Source organism: Streptomyces hazeniae (genome assembly GCF_031845485.1).
GTDB classification, from domain to species: Bacteria; Actinomycetota; Actinomycetes; order Streptomycetales; family Streptomycetaceae; genus Streptomyces; species Streptomyces hazeniae.
In genome coordinates, this window is record NZ_JAVREQ010000001.1 from 379,302 (window position 1) to 398,693 (window position 19,392).

Annotated in this window: 5 protein-coding genes; 1 reads left to right on the forward strand and 4 read right to left on the reverse strand. The window is 75.8% G+C overall.

Annotated features, from left to right (window positions below):
- Window positions 1–186: 186 nt before the first annotated feature.
- Window positions 187–480: a DUF1905 domain-containing protein gene (locus tag RM572_RS01915; RefSeq protein ID WP_311671493.1), complete on the forward strand. Its 294-nt coding sequence runs from the start codon at window positions 187–189 to the stop codon at window positions 478–480.
- Window positions 481–527: 47 nt separating this feature from the next.
- Here the strand turns inward: RM572_RS01915 and RM572_RS01920 are convergent, their stop codons facing one another.
- From RM572_RS01920 to RM572_RS01935, 4 genes are all read right to left on the reverse strand, one after another.
- Entirely contained in the window at window positions 528–1,739 is a 1,212-nt protein-coding gene (locus tag RM572_RS01920; RefSeq protein WP_311671494.1) for a cation:proton antiporter, read from the reverse strand.
- A gap of 168 nt (window positions 1,740–1,907) precedes the next feature.
- Window positions 1,908–11,393, reverse strand: coding sequence for a non-ribosomal peptide synthetase (locus RM572_RS01925; protein WP_311671495.1), 9,486 nt, complete (start codon window positions 11,391–11,393; stop codon window positions 1,908–1,910).
- The gene (locus tag RM572_RS01930) at window positions 11,390–18,529 is read right to left on the reverse strand and encodes a non-ribosomal peptide synthetase (protein WP_311671496.1); all 7,140 of its coding nucleotides are present in this window, start codon (window positions 18,527–18,529) and stop codon (window positions 11,390–11,392) included. Before RM572_RS01930 ends, RM572_RS01925 begins: the two co-directional genes overlap by 4 nt.
- Entirely contained in the window at window positions 18,522–19,370 is an 849-nt protein-coding gene (locus tag RM572_RS01935) for a 3-hydroxyacyl-CoA dehydrogenase family protein (RefSeq protein WP_394813510.1), read from the reverse strand. Before RM572_RS01935 ends, RM572_RS01930 begins: the two co-directional genes overlap by 8 nt.
- Between the last annotated feature and the right edge of the window lie 22 nt (window positions 19,371–19,392).

Here is a 19,392-nt window from a genome sequence, read left to right on the forward strand (position 1 = left end):
CACGGATTGTCATGTGCATGGAATCACAGAGTGACGACCGGCGGGTAACTTTGTGGCCAACGTCACAGCAACCTTTTCCGAGATCGTTCGTCCGCGCGCGAGGGCGCGTCTTGCCGTCTCCGCCGTGTGCCGGCCGCAGGAGTACGCTGAGCGAGCCCGGTCACGGCCACGACGAACGGACCCACCATGGACGTCTCCTTCGCCGGCCGTGTCGTCGAATGGCGGGGGCCCGCGCCGTTCTTCTTCGTCCCGGTGCCCGAGGAGCAGTCCGCCGACATCCGGGACGTGGCGGCGGCCGCCACGTACGGCTGGGGCGTCATCCCCGTCGAGGCCCGGCTCGGCACCGTCGACTTCACCACCTCGCTGTTCCCCAAGGACGGCGGCTATCTGCTGCCGCTCAAAAAGGCCGTGCGCGCACCGCAGGGCCTCGCACCGGGGGACGAGGTCTCCGTGGAGATGACGGTCCGCCTGGGACCCTGACCGCGCGGCTCCGGCGTGACCCGCCCGGGGCGTGCGCCCCGGGGGCGTCACCAGGCCTCGGACTCCCCGGGAGCCTGCGACTCGGGCCGGGCTTTCTTCCCGGACCGCAGCCCCATCGCCGACAGGGGGAGCAGGAGCACGGAGAGCATCGCCGCGCCCACCAGCGCGGCCGCCTCCGGCGTGCCGATGACCTCCTGGTCCGTGCCGATGGTCGTGAGGGCGACGACGAGGGGCAGGCAGGTCGAGGCGAACAGCGCGAGGGCGGCCCGGTCGGCCGTGCCGAGGTCGCGCGGCGCGAGGAGGTACACCGGCGCCCCGCGGACCAGCAGGAAGAGCACCAGGAAGACCGGCACCAGCAGCAGGGCGCCCAGGTCGTCGAGCAGCGCCCGGAGGTCGAACTCGATGCCGGTCACCACGTAGAACAGCGGGACGAGGAAGCCGAACCCCATCGCCTCCACCTTGCCGAGCACCTCGGCGCTGCTCGCGGGTGCGGCGTCGTGCATCACGAGGCGGGTGAGGACGCCCGCGGCGAAGGCGCCCAGCAGCACGTCGAGGCCGAAGACCTCGGCGAGGCCCAGCATGCACGCCAGCAGGAGCATGACGAAGCGGACCGCGAACTGGCCGCTGCCGTGCAGGGTGACCTCCGTCAGCCGGGCGAACCAGGCGGGCCGCGGTCGCAGCGCCCAGAGCACGGCGACGGCCGTGATCGCCCCGAACGCGACCAGCAGCAGGGCAGACTCGGCCGGCCGTCGTCCGCTGAGCAGGAGCGCGATGGCGATGACGGGTCCGAACTCGCCCACCGCGCCGAAGCCGGACATCACCGTTCCGAACCGGCCGTGCAGCTGACCCCGGTCCCGGAGGATCGGCAGGACCGTACCGAGCGCCGTGCTGGTCAGCGCGGTGCCGATGACGAAGCTCTCGAACGTCTCGCCGCCGCTCATCAGCAGGGCGATCCCGAGGGCGAGGACGAGGGAGATGAGCCAGGCGCAGGTGGAGCGGCGCAGGGTGTCGCCGCGCACGGCCGTGAAGTCGATCTCGTACCCGGCGAGGAAGATCAGCATCGCCAGTCCGAGATCCGCCAGCGTGTCCAGGACCTGGCCCGTACGCGCCCAGCCGAGCACCTGCGGCCCGACGAGGATGCCGAGGGCGATCTCGAAGATGACCAGCGGCACGGGCACGCGCCGTCCCACGCCGTGCGCGAGAAGCGGCGCCAGCACGGCGACGGCCATGATCAGGATCAGCGTCCCCGGGTGCGTCACGGGCCGCGGCCGTCCCGCCGCGTCGGGGCACGGCCGGATGCCCGTCGGCCGTACCGCGGGCGGTGACCGGGCACAGGGCGTCTCCCTCCAGGGCGGCGTGGCGGGCCGTGGCGCAGCGGCTCCACCCGTGCCACTCTCGCCCCGCGGCGCGTGGAGCGGCCACCGGTCCTAACCCGTCCGGGGGACCGGGACGGGCGCGGCGCCTGCGTCCCCCGGGCCGACGGGATCCGCCCTCAGCACGTCGCGGACCATGCGCTCCGGCGCGGTGGCGAAGGCCCTCAGCACGTCCTCCAGGTCGGCGGCCAGCGTCTCGACGCGGCCCCGGGGGACGACGTCGGGACGGTGGTCGAACCGGAGTGCCAGGCCGCCCTCGCCGGCGAAGGCCACCAGCGTGAGGGGGTAGTGCGCGGCGTCCCGTCCTTCGATCCCCTGGACGCGGAGGCCCGGAGCGCCGTCGTGCAGCCCGGCCTCGTCCAGGGGGTAGTTCTCGAAGACCACATGGGTGTCGAACAGCTCGCGTCCCGCCAGCCGCTGGATGTCGCTCAGCCCCAGATGGTGATGGGGCAGCATGCGGGTCTGCTCCCGCTGGAAGCGCTGGAGCAGACCGGACACCGTCTCCTCCGGATCGAGCGCCACCCGTACCGGGACCGTGTTGATGAACAGCCCGATCATCGCGTCCATGCCCGGCACTTCGGGCCGGCGGCCGGAGACGGTGACGCCGAAGGTCACGTCGCGTGCCCCGGCACGGCGGGCCAGGACCATCGCCCAGGCGGCCAGCAGCAGGTTGCCGAGGGTGAGGCCCTCCCGGGACGCCGCACGTCGCAGGGCGTCCGCCGGCGGATCGGCGAGGACGAGGGGCATCGACTGGGGCGGGAGCGTCCCCACGCCGGCCGCGCCGGAGGTCAGCCCGGCCGACTCCGCGATCCCGGACAGCTCCCCCCGCCAGGCCTCGCGCGCCGCGTCCCGGTCCAGCTCCGCGAGGGCGGCCAGGTGGTACCGGTAGGGCGTGACCGGGGGCAGCGCTCCGGCGTCGCCGCGGTGGGCGTACAGGGTGAACAGTTCGCGCAGCAGCAGCGGCATCGACCAGCCGTCCAGCAGCAGGTGGTGGTTGGTCAGCACGATCCGGTGGTCGTCGGTGCCGCAGGCGAACAGGGTGAACCGGAGCAGCGGCGGCCGGTCCAGGGGGAAGCGGCGGCGCAGGTCGGCGTGCGCCAGACGGGCGAAGACGCGTTCCCGCCGGCCGGGTGCCACGCCGGTGAGGTCGACCTCCCGCCAGGGCGGTTCCACGTCGCCGGAGAGCACCTGCACCGGCCGGCTCGCGCCGTCGTACACGAACGCCGCACCGAGGTGGGGGTGGCGTGCCAGGAGGGCCCGCGAGGCGGCGCGCAGCCGGTCCGGATCGGGTCGCTCTCCGAGCCGGACGACGAACTGTGCCTGGTAGACGTCGGGGCTCTGCGGTGCGAACAGCGCGTGGAAGAGCAGCCCTTCCTGGAGCGGCGTCAGGGGCAGGACGTCGGTCACCTGCGGGTGCGCCGCCTCCAGCCGCTCGATCTCCGGCTGCCGCAGCCGCACGAGGGGCAGGTCGGAGGGCGTGAGTCCGCCGGCGTGCGGGGTGGCGGACAGGGCGACCAGCCCGTCCAGGGCCGCGAACCACAGTTCCGCCAGCTCCCGGATCTCGCTCGTCCGGAACAGTCCGGCCGTCCAGGACCACTCCGCGCTGAGCACCGGCCCGTCGGGGCCGTCGGCCGTCAGCGCGTTGAGGTCGAGGCAGTGGCCGCCGGGCAGCGCGGACGCGTCCGGCTGCGGGTCGTCGCCGGCGGAGGGGGCGAGGGCGCCGCCGGGGGGTGCGGGGGCGCCGCCGGGGGGTGCGGGGGCGCCGCCGGCGGTGGCGGGGGCGTCGCCGGGGGCGGCGGGTGCGTCGTCGCCGGGGCCGAGGGCGTCGCCGGTGACCGACCAGTCCTCCTCGGCGGACGCGGCGAAGCGGCCGAGGTAGTTGAAGCCGAGCTTCGGGGTGGGCAGGCCGGCGAGCCGGGGTCCGGTCCGCGGGTCGAGATAGCGCAGCACGCCGTAGCCGACACCCCGTTCGGGGACGGCCAGCAGCCTCTCCTTCACCTCCTTCAGCGCGCGGCCGAGGGCCGGCCCGGCGCCCAGCACGTCGCTCCAGGCGCATCCCGTCCGCGGCAGGCGTACCGGGTGGACGCTGGTGAACCAGCCGACGGTGCGGGAGAGGTCGACGCCGTCCGTTTCGGGACGGCCGTGGGACTCGCGGTCGAGGAGGACGTCCCCCTCGGCGAGTCCGCGGCGGCGGCGCCACTCCTCCACGGCGAGGGCGAAGCCGGTGAGGAGGACCGGTTCGACACCGCAGCGGAAGGCGGCACCGACCTCGGTCAGCAGGGCGCGGGTCCGCTCGGGTGGCAGGTGTGCGCGCAGCCGGCCCACCCCGCCGCCGCCGTGCGCGGGGGTGTCGGCCCATTCCGCGGCCCCGTCCGCGAGGGCGGCGGTCCACAGGGCCGTCTCACCGGCACGCGAGCCGTTCTCGCCCTGGGAGGCGAGGAGGCGTGCCCACCGGGTGAGGGAGGTGCCGGCCGGGGGTGGTTCGGGGCGCCGCCCGGAGGAGAGGGCGGCGTCGGCCGCGGCCAGATCCGGCAGCAGGATGCGCCACGACACTCCGTCCACGGCGAAGTGGTGGACGGCGAGCACGACGCGCCCGTGCCGGTGCGGACCCCCGTCGACGTACACCGCCCCCACCATGCGCCCTGCCCGCGGGTCGAGCGCCTGCTGCACCTCGTGCGTGGCACGGGCGAGCACGGCCGCGGGCCGTCGTTCGCCGTCGTCCGCACCGGCGGTGAGCGTCGGGGCGACGCAGTCCTCGGCCCGTACGGCGCCTGCCGGCTGGACGTGGAGGCTCCACGGCGCGGTCCGCTCCGCCGGACCCTCGGGGGCGTCGAAGCGCAACCGCAGCGCCGGGTGGTGGTCGATGACCGCCTGGAGGGCGGAGACGAGCCGGTCGCGGTCGAGCCCGAGAGGTGCCCGCAGCGTCATGCACTGGCTGAACCGCACGGTCTCGCCGCCGTGTTCGCGCCACCAGCTCATCACCGGGGTGAGCGGAACCGGCCCGCCGTCCTCGGGGGCGGGCGCCGCCGGCCCGCCGTCCGCACTGCGGGCGTTCCGCCCCCCGGACGCAACGGCCCGTGCGACGGTGGCGAGTTCGGCCACGGTGGGGTGCTTGAAGACGTCCCGGACGGTGAACCGCAGACCTGCGGCGCGCGCCCGGCTGACCAGCTGGATGGCGGTGATGCTGTCGCCGCCGAGGTCGAAGAAACGGTCGGTGACGCCCGGCTGGGGGACGCGCAGCAGGTCGGCGACGAGGTCGCAGAGCACCTTCTCGCGGTCCGTGGCCGGAGCCGTGCCGGTGGGCTGGGGCGCGGCCGGGTCGGGCGCGGGGAGCGCGGCCCGGTCCAGCTTGCCGTTGCGGGTCAGCGGCAGCCGGTCCAGCGTCACGTGGGCAGCGGGCACCATGTAGTCGGGCAGCACCCCTTCGGCGTGGCTCCGCAGGGCGGGCCAGTCCACCGTGTCTCCCTCGGCCGGGACGACGTACGCGACCAGGCGCCGCTCCCCCGGCCGGTCCTCCCGGGCCACGACAGCCACCTGACCGGCGCCGCCGTGGCCGGTCAGCGCGGCGGCCACCTCGTCCGGTTCGATGCGGAACCCGCGCAGCTTCACCTGGTCGTCGGCGCGGCCGAGGAACGCCAGGGCGCCGCTCGGGAGCCATTTGACCAGGTCGCCGGTGCGGTACATCCGCGCCCCGGGCGGCCCGCAGGGGTCGGCGACGAACCGTTCCGCGGTGAGGCCGGGCCGGTGCAGGTAGCCGCGGGCCACCCCGGCGCCCGCCACGTACAGTTCGCCCGCCACACCGGCGGGGACTGGCCGCAGCGTGTCGTCCAGCACGTGGACCCGGGTGCCGTCCAGGGGGCGCCCGACGGGAATCCCGGACCCGCCGTGCGGCTGCTCCACGTCGCCGGCGGCGAGGGTGTGCCGGGTGGCGAACGTGGTGGTCTCCGTGGGGCCGTAGCCGTTGACCAGGCGGGTGGACGGGCAGTGCCGACGCACCGCGCGGACCGCGGGCGGGGAGACCACGTCGCCGCCGGTCCACACCTCCTCGAGGGTGCGCAGCGCGCCGGGCTTCTCCTGGGCGACCAGGTGGAAGAGTCCGGCCGTCAGCCACAGGGTGGTGACCTTCTCCTCGGTGACGACCCGTTCCAGCCGTTCCACGTCCAGGTCGCCCGGTGGGGCCACGACGACGGTGCCGCCGGTCAGCAGCGGTCCCCAGAGTTCGAAGGTGGCGGCGTCGAAGGAGTGCGGGGAGTGCAGCAGGGTACGCCGCGGCGTCCGGTCCGGTGCGGCGCCGTCGAGGGCAAGGGCGACGATGTCGGCGTGGGTGACGGCGACGCCTTTCGGGGTGCCCGTCGAGCCGGAGGTGTACATCACGTAGGCCAGCGCGGCGGGGTCCGCTGCGGGCGCCGGTTCCGGCTCCGTCGTGGCCCCGGCTCCGGCGGGCGCCGGTTCCGCGGCGGCGCTCACGGCGACGACGCGGGGCCCGCCCGGCCACGCCCGGTCGCCGTCGCGCCCCTCGCGGGTGACCAGCAGCGCGGCCGCCGACTCGGCGACGACGCGTTCCCGCCGGGCGCGGGGCGCCCGCGGGTCGAGCGGCACGTAGGCTCCCCCGGCCCCGAGGACGGCCAGCAGGGCGACCACCAGGTCCGTGGAGCGTTCCAGGTCGACGGCCACCGGCGTCTCGGCGGTCACGCCGCAGGCCGTCAGCCGCCTGGTGAACTCCGCCGCGCGCGCGGCCAGTTGCCGGTAGGTCAGGGTCGTGTCGGGGGCGCGTAGCGCGACGGCGTCCGGGGCTGCGCGCACCTGTGCGGCGAAGCGCTCGGGCACGGAGCACCGGGCGGAGCCGGGCAGGGGCGCGCCGGTGCCCCACGCGGCCAGGAGACGGCGCTCGTCGGCGTCCCGCACGTCGAGGCGGTGGACCGGCCCGTCGGGATCGGCCGACGCGTGGTCCAGCAGCAGCCCCAGCCGCCGGCTGATCGCCGCGGCCGTGGCCCGGTCGAACAGGGCGCTGCGGTATTCCAGCCGGCCGTCCAGCCCGCGGCATTGCCCGTCCGGGTCGCGGTGTTCGTGGACGCTGAGGCACAGGTCGAACTTGGCGGTGCCGGTGGCGAGGGCGCTCACGGAGGTGTCCAGCCCGGGCAGGGCCAGGCGATCCGGCAGAGCAGGCGTCAGGGTGAGCATCACCTGGAAGAGCGGCTGTCCCGCCGCGCTGCGTTCCGGGTCGACGGCGTCCACCACCAGGTCGAAGGGCACCTCCTGGTGGGCGAAGGCGGCGAGGTCGGACGCCCGTACGCGGGCGAGGAGTTCGCGGAAGGTGACGGCTCCGGAAGTGTCCGTGCGGAGGACGACGGTGTTGACGAAGCATCCGACGAGGCGGTCGGTGCCGACGTCGCCCCGTCCCTCCACGGCGGTGCCCACGGGGATGTCCGTGCCGGCGCCGAGGCGGGTCAGCAGGGCGGCCAGGCCGGCGTGCACCACCATGAACAGGCTGGCTCCCCCGGCGGCGGCGAGGTCGGCGAGGCGCTGGTGCACCCGGGCGGGCACCTGGAAGGGCACGCCGTCGCCGGCTCCGTCGTCGCCGTCGGGGGACGGGGCGCGGTCGGTGGGCAGCGGGAGCCGCCGCGGCAGGTTCTCGAGTGCGGCGGTCCAGTGGTCCAGTCCGGCGGCGGGCTCCGGTGGGGGGAGCTGCCGCCGTGCGTGGTCGCCGTAGTGCACGGGCAACGGAGGCCAGTCCGGCTGCCGGCCGGCGCGTCGTGCGGTGTAGGCGGTGGCCAGGTCGGTCAGCAGCGGTCCGAGCGAGGCCGCGTCGCAGGCGATGTGGTGGAGCAGCAGAAGCAGGGCGTGTCGCCGAGGGCCGCAGGCGAACAGCTGGGCCCGCAGCGGCGGTTCCTTCTCCAGGTCGAAGGCGTGGCGGGCGGCCGCTGCCAGCGCGTCGTCCAGCTCTTCGGGGCCGGTGACGGCCTCGGGCTGCCACAGGGCCGCGGTCGAGGGGTCGAGCACGTGCTGCTCGGGGTGGTCGCCGCGGGTGGCGACGACGGTGCGCAGCGGTTCGTGGCGGGTGGCCACGTCGAGCACCGCGCGGCGCAGCGCGGCCTCGTCGAGCGGGCCCGATGTGCGCAGCACGAGCGGGATGTTGTAGGCCGGGTCGGGGCCGGTGAGGGACTGCTGGGCCCAGAGGCGGCGCTGCGCCGGGGAAAGGGGGGCGCGGCGCGGCCGGGGGCCTGCGGCGGGCGCCGGCCGCTGCACGGCCGGGGCGGCCGGGCGGAGGCGGAGGCGGGCGGCGAGTGCGGCGACGGTCGGGTGGGCGAACACGTCGCGCACGTCGATGTCGGCGTTCATCTCGGCGCGCACGCGAGCGACCAGGCGGGTCGCGCGGAGGCTGTCGCCGCCGAGATCGAAGAAGCCGTCCTCCGGTCCCGCCCGCTCCACCTCGAGCACCTGCGCGTACAGCGCGGCCAGTTGCCGTTCCCCGGCCGTCGCCGCCCGCTGCGGTGCCGGGTGGGCGGAGGGGCGCACGCCGGGGTCGGGCAGTGCCGCACGGTCCAGCTTGCCGTTGGGGGTCAGCGGCAGTCGCTCCGTCCGGACGAGAACGGTGGGCACGAGGTGGTCGGGGAGCCGGTCGCGGAGATGGGCGCGCAGCCGGGCCTCCCAGCCGCCGGACTCGCCGACGGCGCCGGACTCGGTGACGACCCCGGGCTCGCCGTGGTCCCGCGGCACGACGTAGGCGACCAGCCGGGCCTCCTCCCCCGTGCGGCCGGTCTTCGCGGCGACCGCGGCCTGTGCCACGCCGGGCGCGTCCGCGAGCGCGGCTTCCACCTCGCCGGGTTCGATACGGAAGCCGCGCACCTTGACCTGGGCGTCGGCCCGCCCGGCGTATTCCAGTCCGCCGTCGGCACGCCACCGGGCCAGGTCGCCGGAGCGGTACAGCCGCGTGCCCGGAGGGCCGAACGGGTCGGCGACGAACCGGGCGGCGGTCAGCCCGGGCCGGCCGAGGTAGCCGCGTGCCACGCCGGTGCCCGCCACGTACAACTCGCCCGTCGTGCCGGGTGGTACGGGTCGCAGCCGGTGGTCGAGGAGGTGGAGCCGCAGTCCCGGGAGGGCGGTTCCCATCGGGCTCCCGCGCCCGGCGAGGTGGTGCGGTGCGAGGTCGAGCCGGGTCGCGTGGACGGTGGTCTCGGTGATGCCGTACATATTGGTCATGGCGGGCGCGGCGTCGCCGTGCCGTCGCCGCCAGGACCGCAGGCGTTCGGGGTGCAGGGGCTCGCCGCCGAAGATCACCTGACGCAGCGCCAGGCCACGTTCCGGGCCGGGGTCCTCGGCGTCGGCGCGGTCGAGCGCGTGGAAGGCGGACGGCGTCAGGTTGAGCACGGTCACCCGCTCGCGGGCGAGCAGGTCCAGCAGCGCGCGGGGGGAGCGGGCGTCGTCGTGGTCCACCACGACGAGGCGGCCGCCGTGGGCGAGGGCGCCCCACATCTCCCAGACGGAGAAGTCGAACGCGCAGGAGTGGAACAGCGTCCACACGTCGTCGGGGCCGAAGCGGAAGGAGGCCGCCGCATCCCGGAGGAGGGACACGACGGCGTGGTGCGGGACGACCACGCCCTTCGGGCGTCCGGTGGAGCCGGAGGTGTAGATCACGTACGCGGGGTGCGCGGGGCCCGGCGGGGCTGGGCGGCGGTCCGCGTCCGTGAGCCCTGCCGGGCCCGCCGGGGCCGGTTCGCGGTCCAGTACGGCGAGGTCGTCCGGCGTGAGGGTGTGGACGGGGCGTGCGTCGTGGAGGATCGTGCGGAGGCGTTCGGCGGGCCAGCGGGGGTCGAGCGGCAGGTAGGCGGCACCGGTCTTGGCCACGGCGAGGAGCGCGGTGACCAGGTCGGCGGAGCGCGGCAGCCGGACGGCGACGGTCCGTTCCGGTCCGGCTCCCCGGTCCAGCAGCGACCTGGCGAGCCGGTTGGCGCGGTCGTTGAGCCGACCGTAGGACAGCACGGTCCGCCCCGCGGTGACCGCCGGGGCCTCCGGGGTGCGCGCGGCCCACTGCTCGACGAGCTGAGGGAGTGCGGCGGGAGAGGGCGGGGGCGCGGCGGGAGAGGGCGGGGCGGGGCGCGGCACGAACAGCCGCCGTTCGCCGGGGGTGAGCGGATCGATCCCGTCGGCGGGCAGGTCGGGGGCGCAGGCCAGCCGGCGCAGCAGGTGGGCGAACCGGCGTGCCTCGGCGGCGGCTTCGCCGCCGGTGAAGCCGGCCGGGTCCGCGTCGAGGACGACGCGCAGTCCGCCGCCCGGCCCGTCGCGGTGGACGGTGAGGGACAGGTCCTCGACCGGGCCGATGGCGATGTTGCGCATGACCATGGGCCGTCCGGCGAACGTCCCGCCGTAGTCGAAGGGCAGCACGTTGACCGTCATGGCGAACAGACGCCGTCCGCCGGGCCCTCGGCGCGGTCCGGCACCGGTCAGGCCGAGGTCGCGGCGCAGGTCCTCGATGCGGTACCGCTGGTGTTCGAGGGCCGCGGACAGTTCGGCGTCGGTCGCGCGCACCAGGTCGGGCACGGGCAGGCCGGCCCCGGCCGGCAGGCGCAGCGGCACCACGTTCGAGAGCATGCCGGGGGCCGTGCGGACGGCTTCACCCGCCCGGCAGGTCACGGGCAGACCCACCGTCACCTCGCCGTGGCCGTCGGCGCCGTGCCGGTCGCCGCCGGGGTCGGTGTGCGTGCGGGCGCGCAGGTGGAGGGCTGCGGCGGCGACGACCAGCGCGGGCCAGCGGACGTCGAGCCGCCGGGCCCGCTGCCGCACCTCCCGCCAGGCGGCGGCCGGGAGCACGGCGTCACGGCGCAGCGCGAGACCGGGCGCGTCGCCCTCCCCGTGCCCGGACGGGGTGCTCCAGCGCAGGTCGCCGGCGTCGGGCCGGTCGGCGGTTCGCCGCAGCCAGTACGCGCGGTCGGCGGTGTACGCGGGCGAGTCGCGGTAGGCGGCCTCCGCTTCGAGCAGTGTCGTCAGCGGCGCCAGGTGGCCCGCCGACGGTGGCGGCTGTCCCGCCTCCAGGGCGGCGTAGACCTCGCCGAGCCTGCGGGCGAAGAGGGACGAGCTGAAGCCGTCGAGCACCAGGTGATGCGCGCCCAGATACCAGCAGGAGCGGGTGCCGGAGAGCTTCAGCAGCGCACCGCGGAACAGCGGTCCCCGCTCCAGGTCGAAGGGGCGCGCCAGGTCGGCGCGCATCCACACGCCGGCGGCGCGCCGGGGGTCCGGTTCGCCGCCGACGTCCACGCACGGAACGTCCCAGCCGGGCAACGGGCCGAGGTGCTGACGGGGTTCGCCGTCGGAGGCGACGGCGAACCGGGCACGCAGTCCCTCCGCTTCGGCGATCGTCCACTGGAACGCCGTGTTGAACGTGCCGGCGTCGAGCGGTCCGTCGACCTCGACGCCGATCCCCACGTGGTAGCGGGCGGAGTGCGGCGCGAGCGCCTGGCCCAGCCACACGCCGGACTGTGCCGTGGTGAGGGGCACCCCGGGGTGCCCCTCCCGTGCGGCGCCCGGGGAGGGGAGCACGCTCATGCGCCCGTCCCTCGCAGGCGCGGCAGCAGTGCCCGGCCGATGCCGGCCAGGGCGTCGGCCCGTCCCATCCGACCGTGGGTGTGGTCGACGGGAACGACTTCGGGCTTGCCGCCGTCCAGGTACGGCAGCCACAGGTCGGCCGCGACCTGCGGGTCGGTCTCACTGGCCGTGAAGACCAGCGCGTCACCGGCGAACCGCCCGGGGGTGTGGGAGCGGGCCAGGATGCCGTTGTTGAGGGAGATGCGGCAGATGGCCTCGATGCGCGCCTCGTCGAACAGGGCGAGCTGACCGGTGCGGTCACGGGTGATCTCCATGAACCGCGGGTAGGTCAGCGTCTCGCCCGCCCAGGTCGCCTGGTCGTAGCCGAAGAGATCCAGGACCATGCTCAGCACCGCGCCGACCCCGCCGTCCGCGGGTGCGGCACCGTCCTCGGTCCGGCACGCGTCCCGGTCCTCGTCCCCGCCCTCGCCGGAGCCGGCCGGCGGACCGGCCGGGTAGGCGTCGAGCAGCGACAGCAGGCCGACGCGCTCGCCGTCGCGCTGGAGCTGCACGGCCATCTCATGGGCGACCAGCCCTCCGAAGGACCAGCCCAGGAGGTGGTACGGGCCCTCCGGTTGCACGCGCCGCACCTGGGCCAGGTAGTCGGCGGCCATCTCCGTCAGCGTCGCGGGCAGTACCTCCGGCGCCTCCAGTCCGCGCGCCTGAAGCCCGTAGAGCGGCTGGTCCTCGCCCAGCGAGGTGGTGAGCCCGGCGTACGACCAGGCGATACCGCCCGCAGGGTGCACGCAGAACAGCGGTGCCCTGCTCCCGGACTCGCGCAGCGGCAGCAGCACTCCGGTGCCGCCGGCGTCTCCTCCGGCGGGTTCCGGAGCCGTCAGCGGGGCGTCGCCGCGCCCGGTCCGTGGCGGCTGCCCGCCGCCGGTGCGGGCGGTCTTCGCCCCGGCCTCCTCGTCCCGTACGTCGCCCAGGCTCCGCGCCGGGTCGGTGGCCGCCGTGGTCAACAGCCGGACGAAGCGGTCGGCGAGGTCCTTGACCCGGTCGCGCTCGATCAGGTGCGGGCGGTGGTCGAAGCGGAGGAAGAGGCGCTCGCTCCGCGCCGAGACGATGAGCCCGAGCGGGTAGTGCGGGGCGTCGTCGCCGCTGGCGCCGGTGAGGGTGAGCCCGGGCGCCGGGTCGGCCAGCACGCCTTCGATGGGGTAGTTCTCGAAGGCCATCACGGTGTCGAACATGTCACCCATGTCCGTGATACGCCTGATGTCGCCGAGTCCGATGTGGTGGTACGGCATCAGCCGGGTCTGCTCCTGCTGGAGCCGCACGAAGAGGGTGCCCAGCGAGTCCCGCGCGTTCAGCCGTACGCGGGTCGGCACCGTGTTGATGAAGAGTCCCACCATCGTCTCGACGCCGGGCAGTTCGGCGGGCCGTCCGGAGACCACCGAACCGAACACCACGTCGTCGCCGCCGGTCGTCCCGCCCAGCAGGACGCCCCAGCACGCCTGGAGCACGGTGTTGAGGGTCACGCCGTGCCGGCGGCTCATGTCGACCAGGGCGGTGGTGGTCTCCTCGGTGAGTTCGGCCGTCACGTGGGACGGCGGCAGCGGCCTGGTGCCGCCCTCGTCGGCCGCGAGACGGGTCGGCGTGGTCAGCCCGTCCAGCGCCTCACGCCAACTGGCCTCCGCCTGGGCGGTGTCCACCTGCTGGAGCCAGGCGAGGTACTCGCGGAAGGGGGTGACCGCCGGCAGGCCGGCGGCGGTGTCCCCGGCGGGCTCCAGGGCGTTGCGGTAGAGCGCGAAAAGCTCGCGCACCAGCACCGGCAACGACCAGCCGTCCAGCAGGATGTGGTGGGTGCTGAGCACCAGCGTCCAGCTCCGCTCGCCCGTGGTGACGAGCATCATGCGCAGCATCGGCGGCGTGGCCGGGTCGAACGGGCGGCCCCGCTCGACCCGCATCAGCCGCCGCACCTCGCGCTCCCGCTCGTCCGCGGACAGCGCGCTGACGTCCTCCTCCCGCCAGGGCAGCCGGGTCCCCCCGCAGATCACCTGCACGGGCTGGCGCAGCCCCTCGTGGGCGAAGGCCGCCCGGAGGTTGCCGTGGCGCCGCAGCAGCGCCTGGCCGGCGTCGCGCATGCGTGCCGCGTCCACCGCGCCCTCCAGGTCGAGCGCCAGCTGCACCGTGTACAGGTGGACCCCGTCGTCCCCGGGGCCCTCGTCGTCCGCGAGGTCCGTCCCGTCCCAGCCGTCCGTCTCGTCCCAGCCGTCGGTCTCGTCGGCCATCTCGCCGAGCAGGACGTGGTAGAGCATGCCCGCCTGCAGCGTGGACAGCGGCAGCACCTCCTCCAGGTCGGCGTGCGCCTCCTCCAGCGCGTCGACCTCCCGCTGTTCGAGGTTCACCAGCGGGAAGTCGGACGGCGTGCGCCCGCCCGCGCCGGGCTGCGCCGCGTACGCCGACAGCGCGTCCAGGGCCTCGAACCAGGCGTCGGCGATGCGCCGCACGACCGCTTCCTCGACGACGCCCTCCGGCCACACGAACGAGACGGCCAGTTCGGTGCCGTCGGCGGCGTCCTGGGTGAGGACGTTGATGGACAGCGGGTGGGTGAGCGGCATCTCGGCGTCGGCGCCGGCGCTCATGGTGGTCTCCGGCGCGGGAGCCCAGTCCCGCTCCCCCGCGGCTGCGGGCAGCATGAAGCGCCCGAAGTAGTTGAAGCCGATGTCCCTCGGGGGCGCGGCGGCGAGGCGGCCGGAGGTCCGCTCGTTGAGGTAGCGCAGCATGCCGAAGCCGATCCCCTTGTCCGGGATGGCCCGCAGCTGCTCCTTGATGCGCCGCAGCGCCCGTCCCAGGGCGGGTCCGTCGTCCGGCGCGGCCTCGCCGGGCGCCAGCCGCACGGGGTACATGCTGGTGAACCAGCCGACGGTGCGCGAGAGGTCCGCGCCGGGGACGACCGGTTCCCGGCCGTGGCCCTCCACGTCGATCAGCACGTCGCCCTCGGTGCCCAGGGTGTGGCGCACGGCCAGGCTGAGCGCGGTGAGCAGCACGTCGTTGATCTCGCAGTGGAAGGCCGCCGGGAGGGTGGTGAACAGGTGCCGGGCGCGTTCGGCACCGAAGGTGAGCACGTGGGAACGCGCATGGGCGGTGGTGTCCCGCGCCGGGTCCAGCGGACGCTTCGCGAGCTCGGGCCCGGAGGCCGCCAGCATGTCGGTCCACAGCGGCAGTTCGGCGAGCCGCTCCTCTTCGTTGGCCTGTGCGGAGAGCGCACGGCTCCACTGCCGCAGCGAGGTCTCGACCGGCTGGAGCCGCGGCTCGTCCCCTGCCTCGAACGCCTCATAGGCCGACGACAGGTCCGGGACCAGGATGCGCCACGACACGCCGTCGACGCTGAGGTGGTTGCCCATGAGCATCAGCCGGCCCGGGGTGTCCTGACCGGCGTCCAGCCACAGCAGCCGCACCATCGTGCCCGCGCGGACGTCCAGCTCCCGCTTGGCCCGTGCCGCCTCCCGGCCGATCGTCGCGGCGAAGTCGCCGTCCAGCTCCGACACGTCGATCCGCCGGAGGCAGGCCCTGGCGCGTACCGAGCCGGGCGGCCGGACGACGAGGCGCCAGGCGCCGTCGTCGGACACGTGCAGCCGCATCCGCAGTGCGTCGTGGTGGTCCAGGAGCGTCTGCAGCGCCTTCGTCAGCAGGTCCTCCCGGAGCCCGCCGGGAACCTGGAGCAGGGCGGCCTGGTGGAAGCCGTCGACGGGGCCGCCGAGTTCCCGCAGCCAGTGCACGATCGGGGTGAGCGGCACGTCGCCCGTACCGGACGAACCGCCGCCTCCCGTCGAGCGGGCGGTCTCGCGGGCGACCGCCGCGAGGGCGCGGACGGTCTTGTGCTCGAACACGTCCTGCGGGGTGAGGACCAGACCGGCCTTCCGGAGCTGGCTGACCAGCTGGATGGAGACGATGCTGTCACCGCCGAGGTCGAAGAAGCCGTCGTCGGGACCGACTTCGGCGACGCGCAGCACCGAGGCGAACGCGGCCGCGACCATCTCCTCGCGGGAGGTGGGCCCCGGGGCGGGCTCCTCGGCGGGGGTCACGGCGGGGGTCTCGGTCTGGGTCTCGGTCTCGGTCTGGGCGGATGCCGTCGCCCGCTCCTGCGGGTCGGGCGTCCACCGCAGTTCCGGCTGCTCGGGCTGCTCGGGCTCGGTCCGGCGTTCCTCCGCGGGCGTCGGGAGGGCCGCGGGCGCCTTACCGGCAGCCGCGGCGAAGTCGGGGCCGGGGCCGGGGCCGGGAAGGGCCTGGCGGTCGAGCTTGCCGCTGGGCGTGCGCGGCAGTGCGTCGAGGACCGTGACGTGGGCGGGGACCAGGTGGGCGGGGAGCCGGTCGGCCAGCCAGGCCCGCAGCGCGGCCGGCTCCGCACCGGCCGGCCCGGCGGGTACCGCGTAGGCGACGAGCCGGGCTTCGCCGGCCGCGTCGTCCCGTACCACGCAGACCGCCTCGGCCACGTCGGCGTGCCGGCCCAGCACGGCCTCCACCTCCCCCAGCTCGATGCGGAAGCCGCGGACCTTGACCTGCCCGTCCATCCGGCCGAGGAAGTCGAGCCGGCCGTCCTCCCGCCGGCACACGAGGTCGCCGGTGCGGTACATGCGCTCCCCCGCCGGGCCGAACGGGTCGGCGACGAAGCGGCCGGCCGTCATCCCGGGCCGGTGCAGGTAGCCGCGGGCCAGCCCGGCACCCGCCAGGTACAGCTCCCCGGGCCGTCCGGCCTCGACCGGCTGCAGCGCGGTGTCCAGCACGTAGGCGCGCACGTGGCCCAGCGGACGGCCGACGGGCGGGGTCAGGCCGTCGGGGTCGGGCCCGTCGGTCCACGCGGTGGCGTACACCGTCGCCTCGGTCGGCCCGTACACGTTCATCAGCCGGGTGCCGGGCAGGGCGGCGCGGACCCGGTCGGCCAGCGGGGCGGGCAGCGCCTCGCCCCCCAGCGCGAGCGTCGCGGCGGACAGGTCGAGGTCGCCGCCGTCGAGCAGCTTGGCGAGGACGGACGGGATCGCGCACACCAGCCCGCCCGACCAGCGCGGCGGGTCGCCGTCCATGAGCGACAGCAGGTTCCGGACGACCTCGACCCGGCCGCCGTGCGCCAGGGTGGGGAAGATCTCGGCGACCGACACGTCGAAGCTGAACGACGTGGCCGCGAGGGTGTGTGACAGGCTCCGGGGCCCGAGCTCCGCCAGGCCCCATGCGACCAGGGCGGCGGCGTTGCGGTGGGCGACGACCACGCCCTTGGGCGTGCCGCTGGAGCCGGAGGTGTAGATCACGTACGCGGGGTGCGCGGGCAGCAGCGGGGCGCGGCGGTCGGCGTCGGCGAGCGGCGCCGGGGACGCGTCGCGCAGCTCGGCGGCGGTGTCCGGCGCGTCGAGGGTGAGGGCCGGCGCGCCGGAGAGCGCGTCGTCGTGGCCCGCTGCGGTGTCCGTCACCACGCAGCAGGGCCGCGCGTCGCGGAGCATGAACCGCAGCCGTTCGGCGGGGTAGGACGGATCGAGCGGCAGGTAGGCGGCGCCGGACTTGAGCACGGCGAGCATCGCCACGACGGTCCGGGCCGAACGGGGCAGCAGCAGCCCCACGGTCCGCTCGGGTCCCGCGCCGCGGGCCACGAGCAGCCGGGCCAGCCGGTTGGCCTGCTCGTGCAGTTCGCGGTAGGTGAGGCTGCCGGAGGCGTCACTGACGGCCACGGCGTCCGCGTGCCGGGCGGCCGCGGAGTCGAGGAGCTCGAGCAGGGTGCGGGGGCGCTGCGCGCTGCCGCCACCGTCGCTCAGGGCCAGTGCGGAGCGCCGCTCGTCGGCGCCGAGCAGGTCGAACGCGGCCACGGAGCGCCCGGGTTCGGCGGCGGCCCCGGCCAGCAGCCGTGCGAACCGCTCGCGGTGGGCGTCGGCCTCGGCGGCGGTGTACCGGTCGGCGGCCCCGACGAAGGCGACGGACAGCGTCCTCTCCGCGGTGTCCTCGTCGACGACGATGCGCAGGTCGGGGACGTGCGGGCCGCCGAGACGGCGTACCCGGGCCGCGTGGTCGCCGAAGCGCACCTCCTGGGCGTGCAGGCGGACGTCGACGACGGGCCCGTACAGCGGACCGCCCGTGACGCCGAGTTCGCGGCACAGCTCCGCGTGACGGAACCGCTGGTGCCGCCGGACGTCGGCGATCTCCCGGGCGGCCTGCCGCGCCAGCCGGGTGAACGACGTGCCGGGGCGCACGGTCAGGCGCAGCGGTGCGACGTCGCCCGCGGCGCCGGGGACGCGCCGGGACGCGCGGGTGGTGCGGCCGTCCACGGGCAGGCCGAGGACGACGTCGGTGCTGCCGGTGAGGCGGTGCACGTACGCGGCGACGGCCGCGACCAGCACCGCGACGGCGTCGGTGCCGGTGCTCCGGGTGGCCGCCCGCACCCGGGCGCTCTCCTCGGCGGAGAGGGGCGCGGGGCGGGACGTGACGGGCTCGCCGTCGGCCGCACCGGATCCGGCCGGCCCGGTGGCCGGGGACGCCGGCTCGGGGCGGTCGGCGTACCGCGCCAGCCAGTGGTCGCGGTCCGCGTCCCGCAGGTCGGAGGCGCGGTACTCCCGTTCCTCGTCCCGCAGCAGGGACAGCGGAGGGAGGGCGTGCTCCTGGTGCGGCCATCCCTCGGTCCGGGCGGTGTGGACCTCGGCCACCCGGCGGGTGACCAGGTGGCAGCCGAAGCGGTCCAGCACGGCCGGGTGGTGGCGGTGGAACCAGTGGAAGCGGTCCGGGCCGAGGCGGAGCAGGGCCTGCCGCGACAGCGCCTCCCCTTCTCCCGGGGGCCGGGCCGTCTCGGCGCGCACCCACTCCGCGGCGGCGGACTCCGGGTCGGGGTCGGCGCCGAAGTCGATCACGGGGAGGGGGAGGTCGGCGTCGGGGTCGGGCCGGAGAGCGGTGTGACGTCCGTCGCCGGGGCCGTCGGAGTCGTCGGCTTGCCCGGCCCGGCGCATGCGCAGCGCGTCGCTCTCGCGCACCACGGTGCGTACGGACTCCTCGAAGGCCGCCGTGTCGAGCGGGCCGCGTATCTCCACGACCTCCGCGACGTGGCCGCCGTCGGCGGACGGAGTCCACGCCTCCCGGCCGGCCTCGGACATCGCGGTGCGCGCAGTGTGGTGGTCAGCCATGGCTGGTCTCTCCCCGTGCGACAAGAGGGCTCTGCGGATAGGAGTGGAAGCCGCGGCCGGCCTTGCGGCCGACGCGTCCGTCGGCGACGAGCCCGGCCAGCAGCGGGTAGGGCCGGAAGCGTGCGTCCCCGGTGTGCGTGCGGAGGACGTCGAGCGTGTCGACGACGGTGTCCAGGCCGATGAGGTCGCCGGTGCGCAGCGGCCCCATCGGGTGGCCGAAGCACTCGCGGAAGACGCGGTCGACCGTCTCCGCGTCCGCGGTTCCCTGGTCGAGGACCGCGGCGGCTTCGTTGATGGTCAGCATGAGGACGCGGTTGGTGACGAACCCGGGCCCGTCCCCCACGACGACGGGCTTCTTGCCGATCGCCGCCAGCAGGTCCCGGGTGCGCCGCAGCGTCTCCTCACTCGTGCGGGCCGAACACGCCACCTCGACCGCGTCCTTGACCGGAGCGGGGTTCATGAAGTGGGTGCCGATCACCCGGTCGGGGCGGCCGGTGAAGGACGCCAGCCGGGCGATGGGGATGGCCGAGGTGCAGGACGCGAGGATGGTGTCGGGCCCGCACACCCGGTCCAGTTCGCGCAGGATCTCCTCCTTCAGCGGCTCGCGTTCGCGCGCGCACTCGACGACGAAGGACGCCTGCGCGAGGTCGCCCAGCTCGGCGGAGAACTCGACCGGGGCAGCGTCGGCCGGGGACGTGTCCCCGCCGCCGCCCAGCAGCCGCCGCAGCCGCATCCCGGAGCGCAGCCGGGCCGCTCCGTCGCGGCGGGCCGCCTCGTGGGGGTCGACGACGACCACGGGCCGGCCGGCCTGTGCGAAGCACTGGGCCACGCCGGCGCCCATGGTCCCCGCGCCGACGACGCCG